Origin of the sequence: Streptomyces sp. NPDC048734 (assembly GCF_043198675.1) — a bacterium.
GTDB lineage: Bacteria > Actinomycetota > Actinomycetes > Streptomycetales > Streptomycetaceae > Streptomyces.
Genome location: NZ_JBICUZ010000003.1, coordinates 504,102 through 523,713, shown reverse-complemented (window position 1 = coordinate 523,713; position 19,612 = coordinate 504,102). Strand labels below are relative to the sequence as shown.

The window sequence follows — 19,612 nt, the reverse complement described above, 5'->3', positions numbered from 1 at the left end:
CATCGAGGGCCGCCCCACCTGGTCCGGTGGGGCGGCCCTCGTTTCACGTGAAACGTCCCCTTGTTTCACGTGAAACGCATGGGTGGGGCGATTGCCCTGCTAACTGCTCGCTCCTCCGAAGAAGTCGCCGCCGCCATTGCCGTTGCCTCTGGTGTCGTCCCCGGTGTCGCTGGGTGAGGGTGAGGGGCTAGTCGTCCCGGTACCGCCGTCGGTGTTGCCCCCGCCGTTCGCGCCGCCCGAGCTGTCGTCGCAACCGAAGAAGTTGTTGCAGGTATCGCTCGGTGAGGGTGACGGCTCAGGCTGTTCCGACTCCGTGGGGCTCGGGGACGGCGAGGGGCTCGCCTCCTCGCTCTCCGTGACCGATGGGCTGGGCGACGGGATCGGGTCCTCGTTGAGGACCTCACCGATGGGCTCGGGTTCCGGGAAGCTCTTCTTCGGCAGGTTCTTCATGGCCTCGGCCATGTAGTCGTGCCAGATCTCCGCCGGGAACGAAGCGCCGTGGATCTTCTTCTGACCACCGGTTCCGAACATCTCCAGGAACGTGCGGTTCTTCTTGGTCTCGTCGTCGTCGTACCGGAACATGGTGATCGCGGTCGACAGCTGCGGCGTGTAGCCGACGAACCAGGCCGACTTGTTGCCGTCGGTGGTACCGGTCTTGCCGGCCACCTCACGACCGGGCAGCTGCGCGGCGGTACCCGTTCCCTTCTCGACCACGGTCTTCAGGACATCCGTGACGTTGTTCGCGACCTTCGAGGTGAACCCTTCATTCGTCTCGGTCTTGTGGGTGTAGATCACGCCGTCCTGGCTCGTGACCTTCTGGACCGAGTAGGGGTCACGCTGCTTGCCGCTGGCCGCGAAGGTGGCGTAGGAACCGGCCATCCGGATCGCGCTCGGGTCGGAGATGCCGATCGAGAACGAAGGGAAGTCGGCGCCGGTGAGGCTGCTCTCCTTGATACCGGCGCTCGTGGCGGCCTCCTTCACCTTGTCCAGGCCGACGTCCATGCCCAGCTGGACGAAGGCGGAGTTCACCGACTCGCGCATCGCCTCACGCAGGTCGACCTTGAAGTTGGGCGGGCTGCCGTAGGAGGCCTGGCCGTCGTTGGTCTGCAGCCACTCCTCGCCCTTCTCGTTCTTCCAGATCGTCCCGTCGTAGTTCTTGATCTTGAGCTTGTTCTTGCCGCTGAACAGGCTCTTGGGCGAGACGATGGTGCGCTCGTCCTGGGCCTGCGACGAACCGAGGTCCTTGTCGCGGACGCCCCAGCTCATCGCTGCCGCGAGGACGAACGGCTTGAACGTGGAGCCCACCTGGGCACCGGTCTGGTCGGCGTTGTTGGTGAAGTGCTTGGTCGCGTCCTGACCGCCGTAGATCGCCTCGATGGCACCGGTCGCCGGGTTGACGGACGCTCCACCGAACTGGACGTGGGTGTCCGTCTCGGGGCGCTCCTTCGGCTTGATGTTGGCCTCCTGGACCGCCGAGACAGCCTTTTCCAGTTGCTTGACCTTGTTCTTGTCGAAGGTCGTGTAGATCGAGTAACCGCCCCGCTGGAGCTTGTCCTGCGTGATCCCCGTTTCCTTGCTGTGGGTGATCACGTAGCCGTTGGCAAGGTCGACGAGGTAGCCGATCTGACCGCTCAGCTGGGTGTTGGACCGCGGATTCTCCAGCTTGGGCAGGGTGGTGAACGTGGCCCGCTTGGCGGCATCCAGGTGCTCGTACTCGACCATCTTGTCGAGGGTGTCCTGCATCTGGGCCAGAGCCCGCTTGCGGTTGGCCTCCGGCGTCGCGGCTGCGTCGATGGAGGTGGCGCCGGCGGGGTCGTAGTAGGTGGCGCCCTTCAGCGTGGCGGCGAGGAAGGCGCACTCGCCCTCGTTGAGCTTGATGGCGTCCTTGTCGAAGTACGCACGGGCGGCGGCCTGGATGCCGTAGGCGTTGCGTCCGTAGTACGCCGAGTTCAGGTAGCCCTCGATGATGTCGTCCTTGTCCTCCTCCGCGCCGACCTTTATCGACACGAAGATCTCCTTGAACTTCCGGGAGATCGTCTGGGACTGGTCGTTCAGCATGGCGTTCTTGACGTACTGCTGGGTGATGGTCGAGCCACCCTGCGTCTGTCCACCCCGCGCCATGTTGAACACCGCGCGCGCGATGCCCTTGGGGTCGATGCCGCTGTCGTCGTAGAACGTCTTGTTCTCCTGCGAGATCACCGCCCAGCGCATCGCCTCGGGGATCTGGGAGAGGTCGATGATCTGACGGTTCGTCTCACCACCGGTGGCGACCATCTGGCTGCCGTCGCTCCAGTAGTAGACGTTGTTCTGCGCTGTGGCGGTCTTGGCGACCTCCGGGATGCCGACCATGGCGTACCCGACGCCCGCCACCGCGACCAGGCTGCCCATGAAGCCGACGAACAGGCCGGCGACGAGCTTCCAGGACGGCACCCAGCGCTGCCAGCCGTACTTGCCGGCGCGCGGGTAGTCGACCAGGCGTTTCTTGCCGGGCGCCGGACGCCCTCTGCCCCGGCCCGGAGGACCGGACGGTCCGCCTCGGCTGCCTCCTGCCGGCTCGGCGGCTCTGCGCCGGCCACCCGTGCTCCTCTGTGCCGCGCGCCGGGCGTCGGCGCGGCCACCGGACAACGGGTCCTCGCCTCCCGGCCCGTGGAAGCCCGACCCGTACGAGTCGGAAGGAGAACCGGTGGCGCCTCGCGGTGCCGCACGGCGGCCGGAGGACGAGCCGGACTGGCCGCGTCGGGCCGCGGCACGTCCGCCTTCCTGCGGCTGCGGCGGTTTGCGACGGTGCTCGCTCATCGAACGACTACTCCTCGGGCAGGCGCATCCGTGCGCGCCTGGAAACGGCGGCTGGTTTCCTGTCCCCCCGAAGTACGGATGGGTTCGCTGGCGCATTCACCCGTACTGCACCGGGGAACTCGACGCCCCCCGGCGTCTCGCGAGTCCCGGTGGTTTGCATGGCGCACAGACTACGCACCCTCAAAACCCGTCCAGCTCCGAAGTTCATCTCAAACCAGGCAACTTGCCCGCAATGAATCCGTGATGTGATCCCGTTCACTATCACCCCCCTTGTCCCAGCCGCAGGGCCGTTCTATCGTGCTGATGTATCGAGTCGATACATCAGCCCGGCATAAGACCGTCAGTGGGCCCGTCAGCACGGGTCGCGGGAGAGAGGAGGCGACGATGAGCCGACGTTCCGGAATCCTCGAGTTCGCCGTCCTCGGACTGCTCCGCGAGTCCCCGATGCACGGCTACGAGCTGCGCAAACGACTCAATACCTCACTGGGCGTGTTCCGTGCCTTCAGCTACGGAACCCTCTACCCCTGCCTCAAGACGCTCGTCGCCAACGGCTGGTTGATCGAAGAAGCGGGAAACAGCCCGGAGGACGCCTTGGCCGCTCCGCTCACCGGACGCCGCGCCAAGATCGTCTACCGGCTGACGGCAGAAGGTAAGGAGCACTTCGAGGAACTCCTCTCCCAGACGGGCCCGGACGCGTACGAGGACGAGACCTTCGCCGCTCGCTTCGCCTTCTTCGGCCAGACCTCCCGCGATGTGCGCATGCGCGTCCTGGAGGGCCGTCGCAGCCGTCTGGAGGAGCGCCTCGAGAAGATGCGCGCCTCACTGGCGCGCACCAGGGAGCGCCTCGACGACTACACGCTTGAGCTCCAGCGCCACGGAATGGAGTCCGTGGAGCGCGAAGTGCGCTGGCTGAACGAGCTCATCGAGAGCGAGCGGGCCGGACGGGACCTGAAGGGGTCCGGTTCCGGAGGGTCCGCTCAACAGAACACCACATCTGGATCGACGGGCGGCCTGCCCCGTCCCGGGGACACCCCCGGGACGGATACGCCCGGCGAAACCGCCACGTGAGAGCCCACTCAGGGCCTCACTCGTACACACAGGGAGCAACCGGAATGGGTTCGGTTCGCGTAGCCATCGTCGGCGTGGGCAACTGCGCGGCGTCGCTGGTGCAGGGCGTCGAGTACTACAAGGACGCCGACCCGGCGTCCAAGGTCCCGGGCCTGATGCACGTGCAGTTCGGGGACTACCACGTCGGTGACGTCGAGTTCGTCGCCGCCTTCGACGTCGACGCGAAGAAGGTCGGCCTCGACCTCTCGGACGCCATCGGTGCCAGCGAGAACAACACCATCAAGATCTGTGACGTGCCGAACAAGGGCATCACGGTCCAGCGCGGCCACACCCTCGACGGTCTCGGCAAGTACTACCGCCAGACCATCGAGGAGTCCGCCGAGGAGCCGGTGGACGTCGTCCAGGTGCTGAAGGACAAGCAGGTCGACGTCCTCGTCTGCTACCTGCCCGTCGGCTCCGAGGACGCGGCGAAGTTCTACGCCCAGTGCGCCATCGACGCCAAGGTCGCCTTCGTCAACGCCCTCCCGGTCTTCATCGCCGGCACCAAGGAGTGGGCGGACAAGTTCACCGAGGCCGGCGTGCCGATCGTCGGTGACGACATCAAGTCCCAGGTCGGTGCCACGATCACGCACCGTGTGATGGCGAAGCTGTTCGAGGACCGCGGTGTCCGGCTCGAGCGCACCATGCAGCTCAACGTCGGCGGCAACATGGACTTCAAGAACATGCTGGAGCGCGACCGCCTCGAGTCCAAGAAGATCTCGAAGACGCAGGCCGTCACCTCGCAGATCCCCGACCGCGACATGGGCGAGAAGAACGTCCACATCGGTCCCTCGGACTACGTGGCCTGGCTCGACGACCGCAAGTGGGCGTACGTCCGTCTCGAGGGCCGCGCCTTCGGTGACGTCCCGCTGAACCTGGAGTACAAGCTCGAGGTCTGGGACTCCCCGAACTCCGCGGGTGTCATCATCGACGCCCTGCGCGCCGCGAAGATCGCCAAGGACCGCGGCATCGGCGGCCCGATCCTGTCGGCGTCGAGCTACTTCATGAAGTCCCCGCCGGTCCAGTACTTCGACGACGAGGCCTACGAGAACGTCGAGAAGTTCATCCGCGGCGAAGTCGAGCGCTGATTCGGCCGAGCACGGCGCGCAGACACGACCGAGGGTCGCGCGCCGGCTCGGCACAGCACACCGCGCTGCGTCCGGCAGCGCTGAAATTCGCTCCTGCCAGGGCTGACGAGGGCCCCCGGGTCGTGTGATCCGGGGGCTTCGCCGTATGTGAGGCTGTCCCCCATGGCCGTCGTCCGCGATCTGCGCGTCCTGCTGCGCTTCGGCGCCTTCCGGCGCCTGCTCGCCGTACGGCTCCTCTCCCAGTGCGCCGACGGCGTCTACCAGGTCGCGCTCGCGGCCTACGTCGTCTTCTCCCCGGAGAAACAGGCCTCGGCCACCGCGATCGCCTCCGCGATGGCGGTGCTGCTCCTCCCGTACTCCCTGGTCGGCCCCTTCGCCGGCGTCCTGCTGGACCGCTGGCGCCGCCGCCAGGTGTTCCTCTACGGCAACCTCCTGCGGGCCCTGCTGGCCTCGGTCACGGCCGCCCTGATCGTCAGCGGCGTTCCCGACTGGCTCTTCTACGCCTCCGCTCTCTGCGTCACCGCGGTCAACCGCTTCGTCCTCGCCGGTCTGTCGGCGGCACTGCCGCGCGTGGTCGACGCCGAGCGCCTGGTCATCGCCAACTCCCTCTCGCCGACGGCGGGCACGCTCGCCGCGACCGCCGGGGGAGGGCTCGCCTTCACGGTCCGGCTGCTGGCCGCCGACTCCGACGCCGCCGTCGTCCTGCTGGGCTCGGCGTTGTACCTGGGCGCCGCCCTGGCGTCCCTGCGCCTGGCGGTGGATCTGCTCGGTCCCGAACGGGACCGGATCCCGCCCCGTCTCATGACCACCCTCCGGGGAACGGCCCGCGGCCTGGCGGCCGGCCTGCGTCACCTCGCCGAGCCGGGTCGTCGGCAGGCCGCGTGGGCACTCGGCGCGATCACGCTGATGCGGTTCTGCTACGGCGCCCTGACCGTCATGACACTGATGCTCTGCCGGTACGCCTGGTCCTCCGCCCCGGAAGAGGGGCTGGCCCTGCTGGGGCTGGCGGTGGGCATCGCGGGCGTGGGCTTCTTCGTGGCGGCCGTGGTGACCCCGTCCGCCACCCGGCGTCTGGGCCCGGGCCGCTGGATCGTCGTCTGCTCGGCCGTGGCCGCCGTGCTGGAACTCGCGCTGATGCTTCCGTTCGCCGAAGCCGCCGCGTTCGTCGCGGCTTTCGCCCTGGGGCTCGTCACCCAGGGCGCGAAGATCGCCACCGACACCATCGTCCAGCTCTCCGTGGAAGACGGCTTCCGCGGCCGCGTCTTCTCCCTCTATGACGTGCTGTTCAACGTCGCCTTCGTCGGCGCCGCCGGAGTGGCCGCCGTGATGCTGCCGCCGGACGGGCGCTCCACGGCCCTGGTGGTCACGGTCGCCGTTATCTACGGGGCTGTTTCTGCGACTATAGGACGTTTTGAACGTCAGTAAGTGTCACATCAATGCCACAGACCTCTCCTGGGCTGCAGCGTTGTCAGTGGTGGCCGGTAATTTACGTGCGTCTTATCTCGTGCCTCACGCACGTCGCACACCTATGTTCTCTAGGGGGACCCCCAGTGACGACTCCGCCGCCCCAGGGCCAGAATCCGTTCGCGCAGCAGGGCCAGCAGCCCTACGGCCAGCCGCAGGGCCAGGCTCCGTACCCGCCGCAGCCTGGCTTCCCGCAGCAGCCCACCGCCCCCTACGGCGCGGTCCCCCCGGCGCCGCCCAGCCGCAAGGTCAGCTTCAAGCTGATCAAGAACGTCGTGATCGTCCTGGCCGTCATCGGTGTGGGCATCGCTGCCTTCATATCGAGCCGGGACGACGCCAACACCGCGGCGGTCGGCGACTGCATGCACCGCGGCAGCACCGACAACAACGACCCCGACCTCGAGGTCGTCGAGTGCAGCTCCTCGAAGGCCCAGTATGTGGTGCTGGCGAAGGTCGAGGGCGACTTCTCCATGATCAGCGCGGAGACCAAGTGCTCGGAAAAGGCCAAGGACTTCCAGTACTCGTACACCGAGACCGGTGACGGCAGCAACTTCCTGCTTTGCCTGAAGGACTACACGAAGTAAGGCAGTCACAGAAGGGGCGGTGTTTCACGTGAAACACCGCCCTTCGGCACATCCAACAGGGGCATGTTTCACGTGAAACATGCCCCTGCCGCGCACGCCTCAGGCTTCCCTGGCCCACCACTCCTGAAGCGCCGCCACCGCCGCGTCGTACTCCATCGGGCCGTTCTCCAGCCGGAGTTCGAGCAGGTGCTTGTAGGCCTTGCCCACGGCAGGGCCGGGACCGACACCCAGGATCTCCATGATCTGGTTGCCGTCGAGATCCGGACGAATCGCGTCCAACTCCTCCTGTTCCTTCAGCTCGTCGATGCGCTCCTCCAACCCGTCGTACGCACGTGAGAGCGCGGTCGCCCTGCGCTTGTTGCGCGTCGTGCAGTCGGAGCGGGTCAACCTGTGAAGACGCTCGAGGAGCGGCCCGGCGTCCCGTACATACCGGCGGACGGCGGAGTCCGTCCATTCACCGGTGCCGTAGCCGTGGAAGCGGAGGTGGAGTTCGACCAGGCGCGAGACGTCCTTCACCAGTTCGTTGGAGTACTTCAGTGCGGTCATGCGCTTCTTGGTCATCTTCGCGCCGACCACCTCGTGGTGGTGGAAGGAGACCCGGCCGTCCTTCTCGAACCTACGGGTTCGCGGCTTGCCGATGTCGTGCAACAGCGCGGCCAGACGGAGAGTGAGGTCGGGGCCGTCCTTCTCCAGCGCGATCGCCTGTTCCACGACGATCAGCGTGTGCTCGTAGACGTCCTTGTGCCGGTGATGCTCGTCGCTCTCCAGCCGCAGGGCGGGCAGCTCCGGCAGCACGTGCTCGGCGAGCCCGGTGTCGACCAGCAGCGTCAGGCCCTTACGGGGACGCTCGGAAAGGATCAGCTTGTTCAGCTCGTCCCGCACGCGCTCGGACGAGACGATCTCGAGCCGGCCGGCCATCTCGGTCATCGCCGTGATGACCTCCGGGGCCACCTCGAAGTCGAGCTGGGCGGCGAAGCGTGCGGCACGCATCATCCGCAGCGGGTCGTCCGAGAAGGACTCCTCCGGCGTCCCTGGAGTGCGCAGCACTCGCGCGGCGAGATCATGGAGGCCACCGTGTGGGTCGATGAACTCCTTCTCCGGGAGGGCCACAGCCATCGCGTTCACCGTGAAGTCCCGCCGCACCAGGTCCTGCTCGATGGAGTCGCCGTACGACACCTCGGGCTTGCGGGACGTCCGGTCGTAGGCCTCCGACCGGTAGGTGGTCACCTCGATCTGGAAGCTTCGATCAACATCTTCGACGCGGGCGTCCTTCTGCGCACCCACCGTGCCGAACGCGATCCCGACATCCCATACGGCGTCCGCCCAGGGTCGGACGATCTTCAGCACGTCCTCGGGGCGGGCGTCCGTCGTGAAGTCGAGGTCGTTGCCGAGTCGGCCGAGCAACGCGTCCCGGACCGAACCGCCGACCAGGGCGAGCGAGAACCCGGCCTCCTGGAAACGGCGGGCGAGGTCGTCGGCGACAGGAGCCACCCGCAGCAGTTCACTCACCGCGCGATGCTGCACCTGACTCAGGACACTGAGGTTGTCTTCGTTGGCGTTCGGCACAACAGAAGAGGGTACGTGGCCCGGCACGGCACGGGCGCCCCTATAAAGGGGACAGCCACCTCCCTCAATAGACGCGCAATCACCAGCCTTCATGACATACGCCACTGTCCCTCCCTATACATGCACATAGTGGAGGCGCTGCCGGTTGCACCTGATCTTGCGGAGCAGACCGCGGCACTTACCCTCAGCGGGCATCGTTACCATGCGTGGACGCACATACCGACGACCACTGACGACGACGAGGGACGGACGAGCGCGTGGCCGAGGCGGCAGACTTCCCGGGGATGGCTCCCTCACCTGCCCGCCGGTGGCTGCGGCGTACCGGAGCACTGCTCGCGGGGACGCCTCTGCTGGCCGGCCTGCTCCAGCTGCCCGCGTCCTCGGCGTCGGCCGCCGAACAGACCTCCGCCAAGGCGGCCTCCGACACCGGCACGGTCGCCGTCGCCGTCGACTCGCTCACCCCCAGCGCTCCCACCGAGGGCGACACGTTGACGGTGTCCGGCACGGTGACCAACAAGGGCAAGCAGACCGTCACGGACGCGCACGTCGACCTGCACCTGGGGTCCGCTCTGGCGACCCGCTCGGCGATCGACAGCACCGCCAAGCGGCCCGACGACCTGTCGAGCGCCACCGGATCCGAGGTGGGCGACAAGTACATCGCCAAGTTCGCCAAGCTCGCTCCCGGGGTCGCCCAGCAGTTCAGCATCTCCGTACCGGTGGACGAGCTCGATCTCGGGGCCGACGGTGTGTATCCCCTGGGCGTCTCCCTCTCGGGTGAGACATCCGCGAAGCCGTGGGAGCGGATGCTCGGCATCCAGCGGACGTTCCTGCCGTGGCAGCCCGACCAGGCCGACACCAGAACCCGTACGACGGTGCTGTGGCCGCTGGTCTCCAACGTCCACATGACAGCCGAGACCGGGTCCGACGAACAGCAGACACCGGTCTTCCTCAACGACGACCTCGCCGCGGAGATCTCGCCCGGCGGCCGCCTCGACCAGCTCCTGAGCCTGGGGCGGACCCTCGATGTCACCTGGGTGATCGACCCGGACCTGCTGGCCTCCGTCGACGCCATGACCGAGCGGTACGACATCCTCGCCGGCGACACCACCACGGCCGGCAAGCACCAGGCCGTCGCCAGTCAGTGGCTCGCCGCACTGCAGGAAGCCGTACGGGGCAAGCAGGTCGTCGCCCTGCCCTACGCCGACCCCGACCTGGCCTCCCTCGCGCACAGCGGCACCAGCGTCACCGGCTCCCTGAGCCAGCTCAAGGCAGCCACGGACGTCGCCGTCTACACGGTGGAGACCGTCCTCCACGTGACCCCCAGCACCGACTTCGCCTGGCCGGTCGAGGGTGCCGTGGACCCGTCGATCGTCAAGGTCGCCACCTCCGCGGGCGCCGACAAGGTGATCGCGCGAAGTGACAGCCTGACGGAGAACGGCGGCCTGTCGTACACGCCCTCCGCGGCCCGCCCCATCGGCGGCGGCACCACCGCGGTGGTGGCGGACGCCAGACTGTCGCAGGCGTTCCAGAGCGACCTGACGGCGGCCTCCGCGTCCACACTCGCCGTGCAGGAGTTCCTGGCGCAGAGCTTGGCGCTGAACCTCCAGTCGGACAAACAGCGCAGCATCGTCGTGGCCCCTCAGCGCATGCCGACCGCGGCTCAGGCCCAGGCGATGGCGGAAGCGGTCACGGCCCTGCAGGGCGGGACCTGGTCGCAGGCGCAGCAGCTCACGGCGGCCGCCACCGCCAAGCCCGACCCGGGCGCCACGACGAGGGTGCCGTCCCGCTCTGCGTACCCCGCCTCGCTCGCCAAGCGGGAGCTGCCGCGGTCGGCCTTCGTGGACATCGCGACCACGCAGGACCGGCTCGACAACTTCAAGGTGATCCTGACCGACGAGTCCCGGGTGGTGACTCCCTTCGGGCGGGCCGTCAACCGTGAGATGTCCGCCTCCTGGCGGGGCCGGACCGCCGCGGCGAGCAGCTTCCGCCAAGGCGTCCAGGCCTATCTCGGCACGCTCGCCGGCCAGGTCAAGCTGATCGAGAAGTCGGAGCTGAAGCTCTCCGGGCGCAGCGCCACCATCCCGGTGACTGTGCAGAACAACCTCGTACAGGGCGTCGAACGCCTGGTGCTGCGGCTCACCTCGACCAATCCGACCCGTCTCGAGATCGGCGGCAAGGCCTATGACGAGCAGCCCATCGCCGTCTCCGGCGGACACAGTACGACGGTGAAGTTCACCACCTCCGCCAACGCCAACGGCCAGGCGGCGGTCGTCGCCCAGCTGTACACCGAGGACGGCAGGGCGTACGGCGCACCGGTCACCTTCGACGTGAAGGTCACCGAGATCACGGCCACGGTGATGCTCGTCATCGGCGGCGGTGTCCTGCTGCTGGTGCTGGCCGGCTTCCGCATGTACACCCAGCGCAAGCGCGCCGCGGCCCGGGGGGCCGAGGACCACGCAGCCGACGGAACGGACCCGGCAGCCGACGCCGCCGAGAGCGCGCAGGACTCCGAGAGCCGTCCCGACGACGAGTCGGGTGCCCGGTCCGGGGCGGACGGCCCGGCGCAGCCGAGTGACGGGACCACGGACACCGCAGCGGAAAGCGCCGACCCCTCCGGGACGGGTGAGAGAGTGGACCGTTGAGGATGTCGTGGCCGGACGGCCCGGAACGATGAGGTGGGGTAACCATGAACGCGCCGTACGACGGTGACCGCGGCCAGGCCGCGGGCAGCTCGGGCTACCCCGAGGGCCCGCCGCCCGAGCAGGGCCAGGTGCCGCCGCAGCACCCCGCGGACATGTACCTCCAGGACGCCTACGACCAGGACCCCTACCGGTCCCAGGACCTCACCGCGCAGGATCCGGTCGCCGAGGCGCTCTACGACCGTGCCGCGCACCCCCCGCCGCCGCCCGGCGCCCACCCTCCCCAGCAGCCGCTCTACGGGCAGCCGCAGCAGTCCCCGTACGCGCCCGACCCCCGTGTCTGGGCCCAGACCCCGGCGCCCGAGCCGGAGGGCCCGACGCAGTACCTGCCGTACGGCGATGACCCGCGCACGACCCAGTTCGTGGGTGTGGACGACCTCGTCACTCACTCCGGTGAGGAGCGCCACGAACCCGATGCCTTCGCCCACCTCTTCCGCGACCAGCAGCAGGGCGACACCCGCGCCCAGAGGGACTCGCCCGCGGTACCGGGGCCAGCACACGCTCCGAGCGGCACGGGTCTCACCGCGCAGTACCGGGCGCCCGCGGCCGTCCATGTTCCAGGGCCCGAGGGGCCGGCGTCCGGCGTCGACCAGACCATGAACCTCACCGCCACCCCGGCGGCGGTCCCCGCGCCGCCCGCGAAGAAGGGCGGTCGGGCCACGGGGCTGCTGAAGTCGAGCGCCGTGATGGCAGCGGGCACGATGGTCTCGCGTCTGACCGGGTTCATCCGGTCGGCGATGATCGTCTCCGCCCTGGGTCTCGGTTTCCTCGGTGACTCGTTCCAGGTCGCATACCAGCTGCCGACGATGATCTACATCCTGACCGTCGGCGGTGGCCTCAACTCCGTCTTCGTGCCGCAGCTCGTCCGTGCCATGAAGGAGGACGACGACGGGGGCGAGGCGTACGCCAACCGTCTCCTGACCCTCGTGATGGTGGCCCTGGCGGCGCTCACCGCCCTCGCGATGTTCGCCGCCCCGCTCCTGGTCCGCATGCTGGCGAACCCCGTCGCGAGCAACCCCGCGGCCAACGAGGTCGCCGTCACCTTCACGCGCTACTTCCTGCCCTCGATCTTCTTCATGGGCGTCCACGTGGTGATGGGGCAGATCCTCAACGCCCGGGGGAAGTTCGGCGCGATGATGTGGACGCCGGTCCTGAACAACATCGTCATCATCGTGACGCTCGGCATGTTCCTGTGGGTGTACGGCACCTCGGCGGACTCCGAGATGAGCGTCACGAACATCCCGCCGGAGGGCCAGCGTCTCCTCGGCATCGGCATCCTGCTCGGCCTGGTCGTCCAGGCCCTCGCGATGATCCCGTACCTGCGTGAGACCGGCTTCCGGATGCGGCTGCGCTTCGACTGGAAGGGCCACGGCCTCGGCAAGGCCGCCATGCTCGCCAAGTGGACGATCCTGTTCGTCCTGGCCAACCAGGCGGGCGCGCTGGTGGTCACCCAGCTGTCCACCGCCGCAGGCATCGACTCGGGCGTCAGGGGCACCGGTTTCGCCGCCTACGCCAACGCTCAGCTGATCTGGGGTCTGCCGCAGGCCATCATCACGGTGTCGCTGATGGCCGCCCTGCTGCCCCGTATCTCGCGCTCCGCGGCCGAGGAGGACGCGGGTGCCGTCCGCGACGACATCTCCCAGGGGCTGCGCACCACGGCCGTCGCGATCGTGCCCATCGCCTTCGGGTTCATCGCGCTCGGCGTCCCGATGTGCACTCTGATCTTCGGCTCCTCGGGTATCAGCGAGGCCACGAACATGGGCTTCATGCTGATGGCCTTCGGCCTCGGCCTGATCCCCTACTCCGTGCAGTACGTCGTCCTGCGCGCCTTCTACGCGTACGAGGACACCCGGACCCCCTTCTACAACACGGTGATCGTGGCGGCCGTCAACGCAGCCGCCTCCGCCGCCTGCTACTTCCTGCTCCCTGCCCGCTGGGCCGTGGTCGGCATGGCCGCCTCCTACGGCCTGGCCTACGCCACCGGTGTCGGCGTCGCCTGGAGCCGTCTGCGCAAGCGGCTCGGCGGGGACCTGGACGGCGCCCGCGTGCTGCGGACGTACGCGCGGCTGTGCATCGCCGCCGTGCCGGCCGCCCTGCTCAGCGGCGCCGCCTGTTACGGCATCGCCCAGACTCTCGGTCAGGGCGTCCTCGGCTCCTTCGCCGCACTGCTGGCGGGTGGGGCCGTCCTGCTCGGCGTCTTCTTCGTGGCCGCCCGCCGCATGCGGATCGAGGAGCTCAACTCGCTCGTCGGCATGGTGCGCGGACGCCTGGGTCGCTGAGCCAGGGGTAGGCGCACAACCATCGTCCGCCGCCGCGTGTCGTGCATAGCGCCGGACTGTGGGCACAATTGGTTTCGGCGTCGGACGGCGCGCACGGGGTCGGACGGCGCGCATGGATGGGGAGGCAGGAACGACGGTGGCGGAACCGAGTACGGCTGCCGTCGACGTGGCAGACAACAGCGGTGACGAGCCGCTGACCGCACAGGCGGACCAGTCCACGGCCGACGGTGTGGCCAAGAACCGGGAGCGGGACACGGACAGCGACGAGGCACAGGGGAGTGGTGGGACCAGGGGTCCCGGAAAGGCCTCGGCGCCGGAACTGCACAGCGGCCACAAGCTCGCCAGACGCTACCGGCTCGAGGACTGTGTCACCCGTCTGGACGGCTTCAGCAGTTGGCGTGCGGTCGACGAGAAACTCCGCCGTGCCGTCGGCGTCCATGTGCTGCCCTCCGCTCACCCACGGGCCCGTTCCGTCCTGGCGGCGGCCCGGTCCTCCGCCCTGCTCGGCGACCCTCGCTTCGTCCAGGTCCTGGACGCCGTCGAGGAGAACGACCTCGTCTACGTGGTCCACGAGTGGCTGCCCGACGCCACCGAACTGACCACTCTTCTCGCCTCCGGGCCGCTGGAGCCGCACGACGCCTACCAGATGGTGAGTCAGATCGCCTCCGCCATGGCGGCGGCCCACCGCGAAGGACTCGCGCACCTGCGGTTGAACCCCAACGCCGTGCTGCGCACCTCCACAGGCCAGTGGCGCATCCGCGGCCTCGCCGTGAACGCGGCGCTGCGCGGCATCAGCTCCGACACCCCCCAGCGCACCGACACCAAAGCGATCGGCGCCCTGCTGTACGCGGCGCTCACCCAGCGCTGGCCGTACGAGAACGACGCCTACGGACTGTCCGGTCTGCCCAAGGACATCGGGCTGATCCCTCCCGACCAGGTGCGTGCCGGTGTCCACCGCGGCCTGTCGGAGCTGGCCATGCGCGCGCTCGTCAACGACGGGGCGACCGCCTCCCGGCACGAGTCCGCCTGCACCACTCCTGAGGAGCTGGTCAAGGCCATCGGTGAGATGCCCCGCATCCGCCCGCCGGAGCCCGCCTTCGCCGCACCCCCCGAGTACCAGCGCACGACGTACCAGCAGGGCAGCTACGGACGCCCCTCGACGCACCCGGGCGCCACCCAGCCGGTACAGGCCCCGCCTCCCCCGTTGCAGAGCCGTACCGGCAAGGCGCTCAAGTGGGCTGTCTCCGCACTGCTCATCGCGGCCCTCGGCCTTGGCAGCTGGCAGCTCGCGGACGCCCTGATGGACCAGAACAACACCGACGACCCGAACCAGACGCAGACCACGGACGCCGACGACAACAACAGCACCGCACCCAAGCCGGTCCAGCAGCTCAAGATCCAGGGCTCACAGGAGTACATCGCCAGCGGCTCCGCCCAGGCGCCGGAGGACGTCGCCAACACCTACGACGGCGACAGCTCCACCTACTGGCGGACCAAGCGCTACGACGAAGGCCCGAGCCTCGCTCCCTACAAGCCCGGCGTGGGCATCGTCTACGACCTCGGTTCGGCCCAGGAGGTCTCCGCGGCATCGATAGGACTCCGGTACGCGGGTGATCACACGACTGTGAAGCTCTACGCCACGGACTCGCTCACCCCGTCCACGGGTATCAACGGTATGAAGGAGATCGGCACCGCCGACGCCAGCGGTACCTCGCTGACGGTGAAGGCGTCGAATGCGGTGAAGTCCCAGTACGTACTGCTCTGGATCACGGCCGTACCGTATGCCCCCACCGATGGCTTCAGTAGCTCCGGCTACAAACAGGCCATCACGGACGTGAAGTTCACGGGCTGAGATCTCGTCCAAAGGGGAGGGGGCCCGATGGCAGCAGGCGCCGACTACGACGGAATCAGCGATCAGGACCTCCTCGCCCGCCACGTGGAGGGTGATCCCGACGCCTTCGGTGAGCTTGTGCTGCGTCACCGCGACCGCCTGTGGGCCGTGGCCCTGAGAACGCTGGGAGACCGCGAGGAGGCTGCTGACGCGGTTCAGGACGCTCTCGTGTCCGCCTACCGGGCCGCCCACACCTTCCGCGGCCAGTCCGCCGTCACCACCTGGCTGCACCGGATCACCGTGAACGCCTGTCTGGACCGAGCCCGCAAGGCGGCCTCCCGCAAAACCTCCCCAGTCGATGACACCGAGCGCCTGGAACAGTTGCTGGAGCCGCACGAGTCGGCCTCGGCACCCGCCGAACGCAACGACCTGCACCGCCAGCTCCTCGAAGCCCTCGACACCCTGCCGCCCGACCAGCGCGCGGCGCTCGTCCTGGTCGACATGCAGGGCTACCCCGTCGCCGAGGCCGCACGCATGCTCGACATTCCCATGGGGACGGTGAAAAGCCGCTGCGCTCGCGGCAGAGCGAAACTGCTGCCGCTGCTCACCCATCTGCGACCGGCGAGTTCCGACGAGGTACGGGAAAGCAGTCGGGGACGGAACCGGGCGGAGGGGACATCCGTCCCACCGGCAGCGGGTCCCCGGGGCGAGGATCCGGACGACGCCGAAACCGGCGATTCAGCTGCTGTGAAGGGCGGAGGTGGGCGAGCGTGACATCGACGACGGACACGGCCGGACACCCGGACGTAGCGGAGATCTCCGAGCTCACCGAAGGGTTGCTCACTCCCTCCCGTAGCGCGGAGGTGCATCGGCACCTCGCCACCTGCGTGCCCTGCGCGGATGTCCACGCGTCGCTGGAGGAGATCAGAGGCCTCTTGGGGAGGCTGCCCGGACCGGCGCGGGTACCGGAGGATGTCGCCCGGCGTATTGATGCCGCACTCGCCGCCGAGGCGTTGATCAGCGCCACCACTACGGAACCTCCGGACACGGTGAGGGCTGCCGTTCCCGAGCCGAGCGACACCGCTGCGCATGTTTCACGTGAAACATCGGCGGTGCAGTCGCGGCCCGCAGGGCATGCTCGTCCTCCCGCTGCCGGCGGACCCGGCCGGAAGAGTCGCCGTCGGGGCGGACGCCGCAGGATCGCCGTCCTGGGAACCATATTCACCGTCACCACGCTGGGCCTCGGGTCGGTCCTGGTGTCGTCACTGACCGGCGACGAGGGACCCGGCACCTCGGCACCCGGCCAGCGGGCCACCGTGGCGGACACCTTTTCGGAGAACGGTCTGGAGCAGCAGGTCGTCGATCTCCTCGCCGCCTCCCCCGCCTCCAGTCCACAGACGCTGGGTATGCAGGGCGAGCCCGAGAGCAGCAGTCCCCGAGTCCTCCACCAGCCCACGGTGCCGGACTGTGTCCAGAAGGGCCTGGACCGAAAAGACGTGGCCCTGGTCGTCGAGAAGGGCACGTTCCAGGGGAGGGAAGCTCTCCTCGTCGTCCTCCCCCACAGCTCCGACAGCACGCGGGTCACCGCGTACCTCATGGATGCGACCTGCGTCAGCCGACCGTCGTCCGGCACGGCGAAGATCCTCCTGAAGGACTCCTACACTCGCCGTTGACGCCTCCGGCATCGTCTTCGCCGTGCGTGGTGTCCCGTACGGTGTCGGCCCCTTGGTGTGCCCGGACACACCGGGAATGCGCGCCCCTTAGGATCCGTTGGGTGGGGTGAGAGTTCCCAAAAGCTCCCCCGGTCGATCGACACAGACCAGAGACGAGGAATCAAGCCGTGAGCGACGTCCGAAACGTGATCATCATCGGCTCCGGGCCCGCCGGCTACACGGCGGCGCTCTACACCGCCCGCGCTTCGCTGAAGCCGCTGGTGTTCGAGGGGGCCGTCACCGCGGGCGGCGCCTTGATGAACACGACCGAGGTGGAGAACTTCCCCGGCTTCCAGGACGGCATCATGGGCCCCGAGCTCATGGACAACATGCGCGCCCAGGCCGAGCGCTTCGGTGCCGAGCTGATCCCCGACGACGTCGTCTCCGTCGACCTCACCGGTGAGATCAAGACCGTGACCGACACGGCCGGCACCGTCCACCGGGCCAAGGCCGTCATCGTCACCACCGGCTCCCAGCACCGCAAGCTCGGCCTGCCCAACGAGGACGCTCTTTCCGGCCGCGGCGTCTCGTGGTGTGCCACGTGTGACGGCTTCTTCTTCAAGGACCAGGACATCGCCGTGATCGGCGGCGGTGACACCGCCATGGAAGAGGCCACCTTCCTCTCGCGCTTCGCCAAGTCCGTGACGATCGTCCACCGCCGTGACACCCTGCGCGCCTCCAAGGCGATGCAGGAGCGCGCCTTCGCCGACCCGAAGATCACATTCGTCTGGGACAGCGAGGTCGCCGAGATCCAGGGCGACCCGAAGCTGGCCGGTCTCAAGCTGCGCAACCTCAAGACCGGTGAACTCTCCGACCTGCCGGTGACGGGCCTGTTCATCGCGATCGGCCACGACCCGCGCACCGAACTCTTCAAGGGCCAGCTCGACCTGGACGAGGAGGGCTACCTGAAGGTCGCCGCCCCGTCCACCCGGACGAACGTGACGGGTGTCTTCGGCGCGGGCGACGTCGTCGACCACACCTACCGTCAGGCGATCACTGCGGCCGGCACCGGCTGCTCCGCCGCCCTCGACGCCGAGCGCTACCTCGCCGCCCTTGCGGACGAGGAGCAGGCCGAGCCCGAGAAGACCGCCGTCTGACCTCCCGCCCCACCACACACATCACTTAAAGGAGCCCGCCGTGGCCGACCTCAAGCACGTAACCGACGACTCCTTCGAGCAGGACGTCCTCAAGAGCGACAAGCCCGTCCTGGTGGACTTCTGGGCTGCCTGGTGCGGCCCGTGCCGCCAGATCGCCCCGTCCCTCGAGGCGATCGCGGCCGAGTACGGCGACAAGATCGAGGTCGTCAAGCTCAACATCGACGAGAACCCGGGTACGGCTGCCAAGTACGGCGTGATGTCCATCCCGACTCTGAACGTGTACCAGAACGGCGAGGTCGCCAAGACCATCGTCGGCGCCAAGCCCAAGGCCGCGCTTGTCCGCGACCTCGAGGACTTCATCGCCGAGTGACGTTCTGAGCGTCGCGCACGCGGCGGATGTTTCACGTGAAACACGAATGGGCCGACCCGAAAAGGTCGGCCCATTCGCTTGTCCGGAGAGCCGACCACACGGAACCGGTCCCCACAGCCCGTCCCAGAAGTCAGTGGGAGCCGATCAGAGCGGTCGTAGCACCGGCTCCTTCTGTACGGCCCCCAGGAGCCGGTCGAGCGCCATCTCCACGTCTTCCTTCCAGGAGAGGGTGGTGCGCAGTTCCAGCCTCAGCCGCGGGTGAGAAGGATGCGGCCGAACCGTCTTGAAACCCACCGCCAGCAGATGGTCGGCCGGGAGAAGACAGGCGGGGTCCTTCCAGCGAGCGTCGCCGAACGCCTCGATCGCTTTGAAGTCCCGGCGCAGCAGATCTTTGGCGACCGTCTGGACCATCACCCGACCAAGCCCCTGCCCCTGATAGCCCGGCACGATGAACGCGGTCATCAGCTGCACCGCGTCCGGGGAGACAGGGCTCGTGGGAAACGCCGTCGAGCGGGGAACGTACGCGGGCGGAGCGTAGAGCACATAGCCCACCGGGACGTCATCGACGTAAACGACCCGGCCGCAGGAGCCCCAGTCGAGCAGTACGGCGGAGATCCAGGCCTCTTTCTCCACCGCGGTCGTCCCCGTCTTTGATGCTGCTTCGCCGCTGACGGGGTCCAGCTCCCAGAAGACACACGAGCGGCAGCGCTGGGGGAGATCCTGAAGGTTGTCCAGCGTGAGCGGTACGAGCCGACGCCCCATGAGAGCTGATCCTCGCTTCCTTCGCCCGCGGCACCGCGAGCGGCTGTCAGAGCGCTCCGTTACCTGAGCAGGCCGCCGACGAATCCACCGACCACACCGATACCCACGGCCGTGCTCATCAGTCCGGCCCAGTTCATCCTTCGCATGGCTCCGCCTGTCACTCGAAGGTGTCATCAGGTGGTCGTGCCATGCCTCCTCGCATCGTATCCACGAGGCGATTCTCTCGACACCGCGTCAAAGCAAGGAGCGAGCCGTGC

At 68.3% G+C, this 19,612-nt stretch carries 14 protein-coding genes; 11 read left to right on the top strand and 3 right to left on the bottom strand.

The features are described 5' to 3' along the window. Positions 1-99: 99 nt before the first annotated feature. On the bottom strand, positions 100-2,796 hold the full coding sequence (locus ACGFQC_RS11340) for a transglycosylase domain-containing protein (RefSeq protein ID WP_363092317.1): 2,697 nt from the start codon (positions 2,794-2,796) through the stop codon (positions 100-102). Positions 2,797-3,180: 384 nt separating this feature from the next. On the opposite strand from ACGFQC_RS11340, the gene ACGFQC_RS11335 reads away from it, so the two are divergent. From ACGFQC_RS11335 to ACGFQC_RS11320, 4 genes are all read left to right on the top strand, one after another. Next, positions 3,181-3,864 carry a helix-turn-helix transcriptional regulator gene (locus tag ACGFQC_RS11335; protein WP_363092316.1) on the top strand — a complete coding sequence of 228 codons (684 nt, stop codon included), beginning with the start codon at positions 3,181-3,183 and terminating at the stop codon, positions 3,862-3,864. Positions 3,865-3,908: 44 nt separating this feature from the next. Next, positions 3,909-4,991: an inositol-3-phosphate synthase gene (locus ACGFQC_RS11330; protein WP_363092315.1), complete on the top strand. Its 1,083-nt coding sequence runs from the start codon at positions 3,909-3,911 to the stop codon at positions 4,989-4,991. A gap of 162 nt (positions 4,992-5,153) precedes the next feature. Beyond that, positions 5,154-6,416, top strand: a complete 1,263-nt coding sequence (locus ACGFQC_RS11325; protein ID WP_363092314.1) for an MFS transporter — start codon at positions 5,154-5,156, stop codon at positions 6,414-6,416. A 125-nt stretch (positions 6,417-6,541) separates the two neighbouring features. Then, the gene (locus ACGFQC_RS11320) at positions 6,542-7,039 is read left to right on the top strand and encodes a hypothetical protein (protein WP_363092313.1); all 498 of its coding nucleotides are present in this window, start codon (positions 6,542-6,544) and stop codon (positions 7,037-7,039) included. A gap of 99 nt (positions 7,040-7,138) precedes the next feature. Here the strand turns inward: ACGFQC_RS11320 and ACGFQC_RS11315 are convergent, their stop codons facing one another. After that, the gene (locus ACGFQC_RS11315; protein WP_363092312.1) at positions 7,139-8,605 is read right to left on the bottom strand and encodes a CCA tRNA nucleotidyltransferase; all 1,467 of its coding nucleotides are present in this window, start codon (positions 8,603-8,605) and stop codon (positions 7,139-7,141) included. A 257-nt stretch (positions 8,606-8,862) separates the two neighbouring features. On the opposite strand from ACGFQC_RS11315, the gene ACGFQC_RS11310 reads away from it, so the two are divergent. From ACGFQC_RS11310 to trxA, 7 genes are all read left to right on the top strand, one after another. Continuing rightward, on the top strand, positions 8,863-11,247 hold the full coding sequence (locus ACGFQC_RS11310) for a DUF6049 family protein (RefSeq protein WP_363092311.1): 2,385 nt from the start codon (positions 8,863-8,865) through the stop codon (positions 11,245-11,247). Between the two features lie 44 nt (positions 11,248-11,291). Beyond that, positions 11,292-13,583 carry a murein biosynthesis integral membrane protein MurJ gene (gene murJ, locus ACGFQC_RS11305; protein WP_363092309.1) on the top strand — a complete coding sequence of 764 codons (2,292 nt, stop codon included), beginning with the start codon at positions 11,292-11,294 and terminating at the stop codon, positions 13,581-13,583. Positions 13,584-13,719: 136 nt separating this feature from the next. Further along, positions 13,720-15,435 carry a protein kinase family protein gene (locus ACGFQC_RS11300; RefSeq protein WP_363092308.1) on the top strand — a complete coding sequence of 572 codons (1,716 nt, stop codon included), beginning with the start codon at positions 13,720-13,722 and terminating at the stop codon, positions 15,433-15,435. A 27-nt stretch (positions 15,436-15,462) separates the two neighbouring features. Beyond that, positions 15,463-16,188 (top strand): RNA polymerase sigma factor SigM, encoded by a 726-nt coding sequence (gene sigM / locus ACGFQC_RS11295; RefSeq protein WP_363092307.1) that lies wholly within the window; start codon positions 15,463-15,465, stop codon positions 16,186-16,188. A gap of 482 nt (positions 16,189-16,670) precedes the next feature. After that, positions 16,671-17,087: a hypothetical protein gene (locus ACGFQC_RS11290; protein ID WP_363092306.1), complete on the top strand. Its 417-nt coding sequence runs from the start codon at positions 16,671-16,673 to the stop codon at positions 17,085-17,087. A 167-nt stretch (positions 17,088-17,254) separates the two neighbouring features. Continuing rightward, positions 17,255-18,223, top strand: coding sequence for a thioredoxin-disulfide reductase (trxB, locus tag ACGFQC_RS11285; protein WP_363092305.1), 969 nt, complete (start codon positions 17,255-17,257; stop codon positions 18,221-18,223). A 40-nt stretch (positions 18,224-18,263) separates the two neighbouring features. After that, positions 18,264-18,593, top strand: a complete 330-nt coding sequence (gene trxA / locus ACGFQC_RS11280) for a thioredoxin (RefSeq protein ID WP_363092304.1) — start codon at positions 18,264-18,266, stop codon at positions 18,591-18,593. Positions 18,594-18,737: 144 nt separating this feature from the next. Here trxA and ACGFQC_RS11275 read toward each other — a convergent pair whose 3' ends face one another. Beyond that, positions 18,738-19,355 carry a GNAT family N-acetyltransferase gene (locus ACGFQC_RS11275; RefSeq protein WP_363092303.1) on the bottom strand — a complete coding sequence of 206 codons (618 nt, stop codon included), beginning with the start codon at positions 19,353-19,355 and terminating at the stop codon, positions 18,738-18,740. Positions 19,356-19,612: the final 257 nt, after the last annotated feature.

Coding starts and splice junctions, on each gene's coding strand:
- murJ (WP_363092309.1), top strand. CDS start 11,292: ATGAACGCGCCGTACGACGGTGACCGCGGCCAGGCCGCGGGCAGCTCG.
- ACGFQC_RS11275 (WP_363092303.1), bottom strand. CDS start 19,355: ATGGGGCGTCGGCTCGTACCGCTCACGCTGGACAACCTTCAGGATCTC.
- ACGFQC_RS11330 (WP_363092315.1), top strand. CDS start 3,909: ATGGGTTCGGTTCGCGTAGCCATCGTCGGCGTGGGCAACTGCGCGGCG.
- sigM (WP_363092307.1), top strand. CDS start 15,463: ATGGCAGCAGGCGCCGACTACGACGGAATCAGCGATCAGGACCTCCTC.
- ACGFQC_RS11335 (WP_363092316.1), top strand. CDS start 3,181: ATGAGCCGACGTTCCGGAATCCTCGAGTTCGCCGTCCTCGGACTGCTC.
- ACGFQC_RS11325 (WP_363092314.1), top strand. CDS start 5,154: ATGGCCGTCGTCCGCGATCTGCGCGTCCTGCTGCGCTTCGGCGCCTTC.
- ACGFQC_RS11340 (WP_363092317.1), bottom strand. CDS start 2,796: ATGAGCGAGCACCGTCGCAAACCGCCGCAGCCGCAGGAAGGCGGACGT.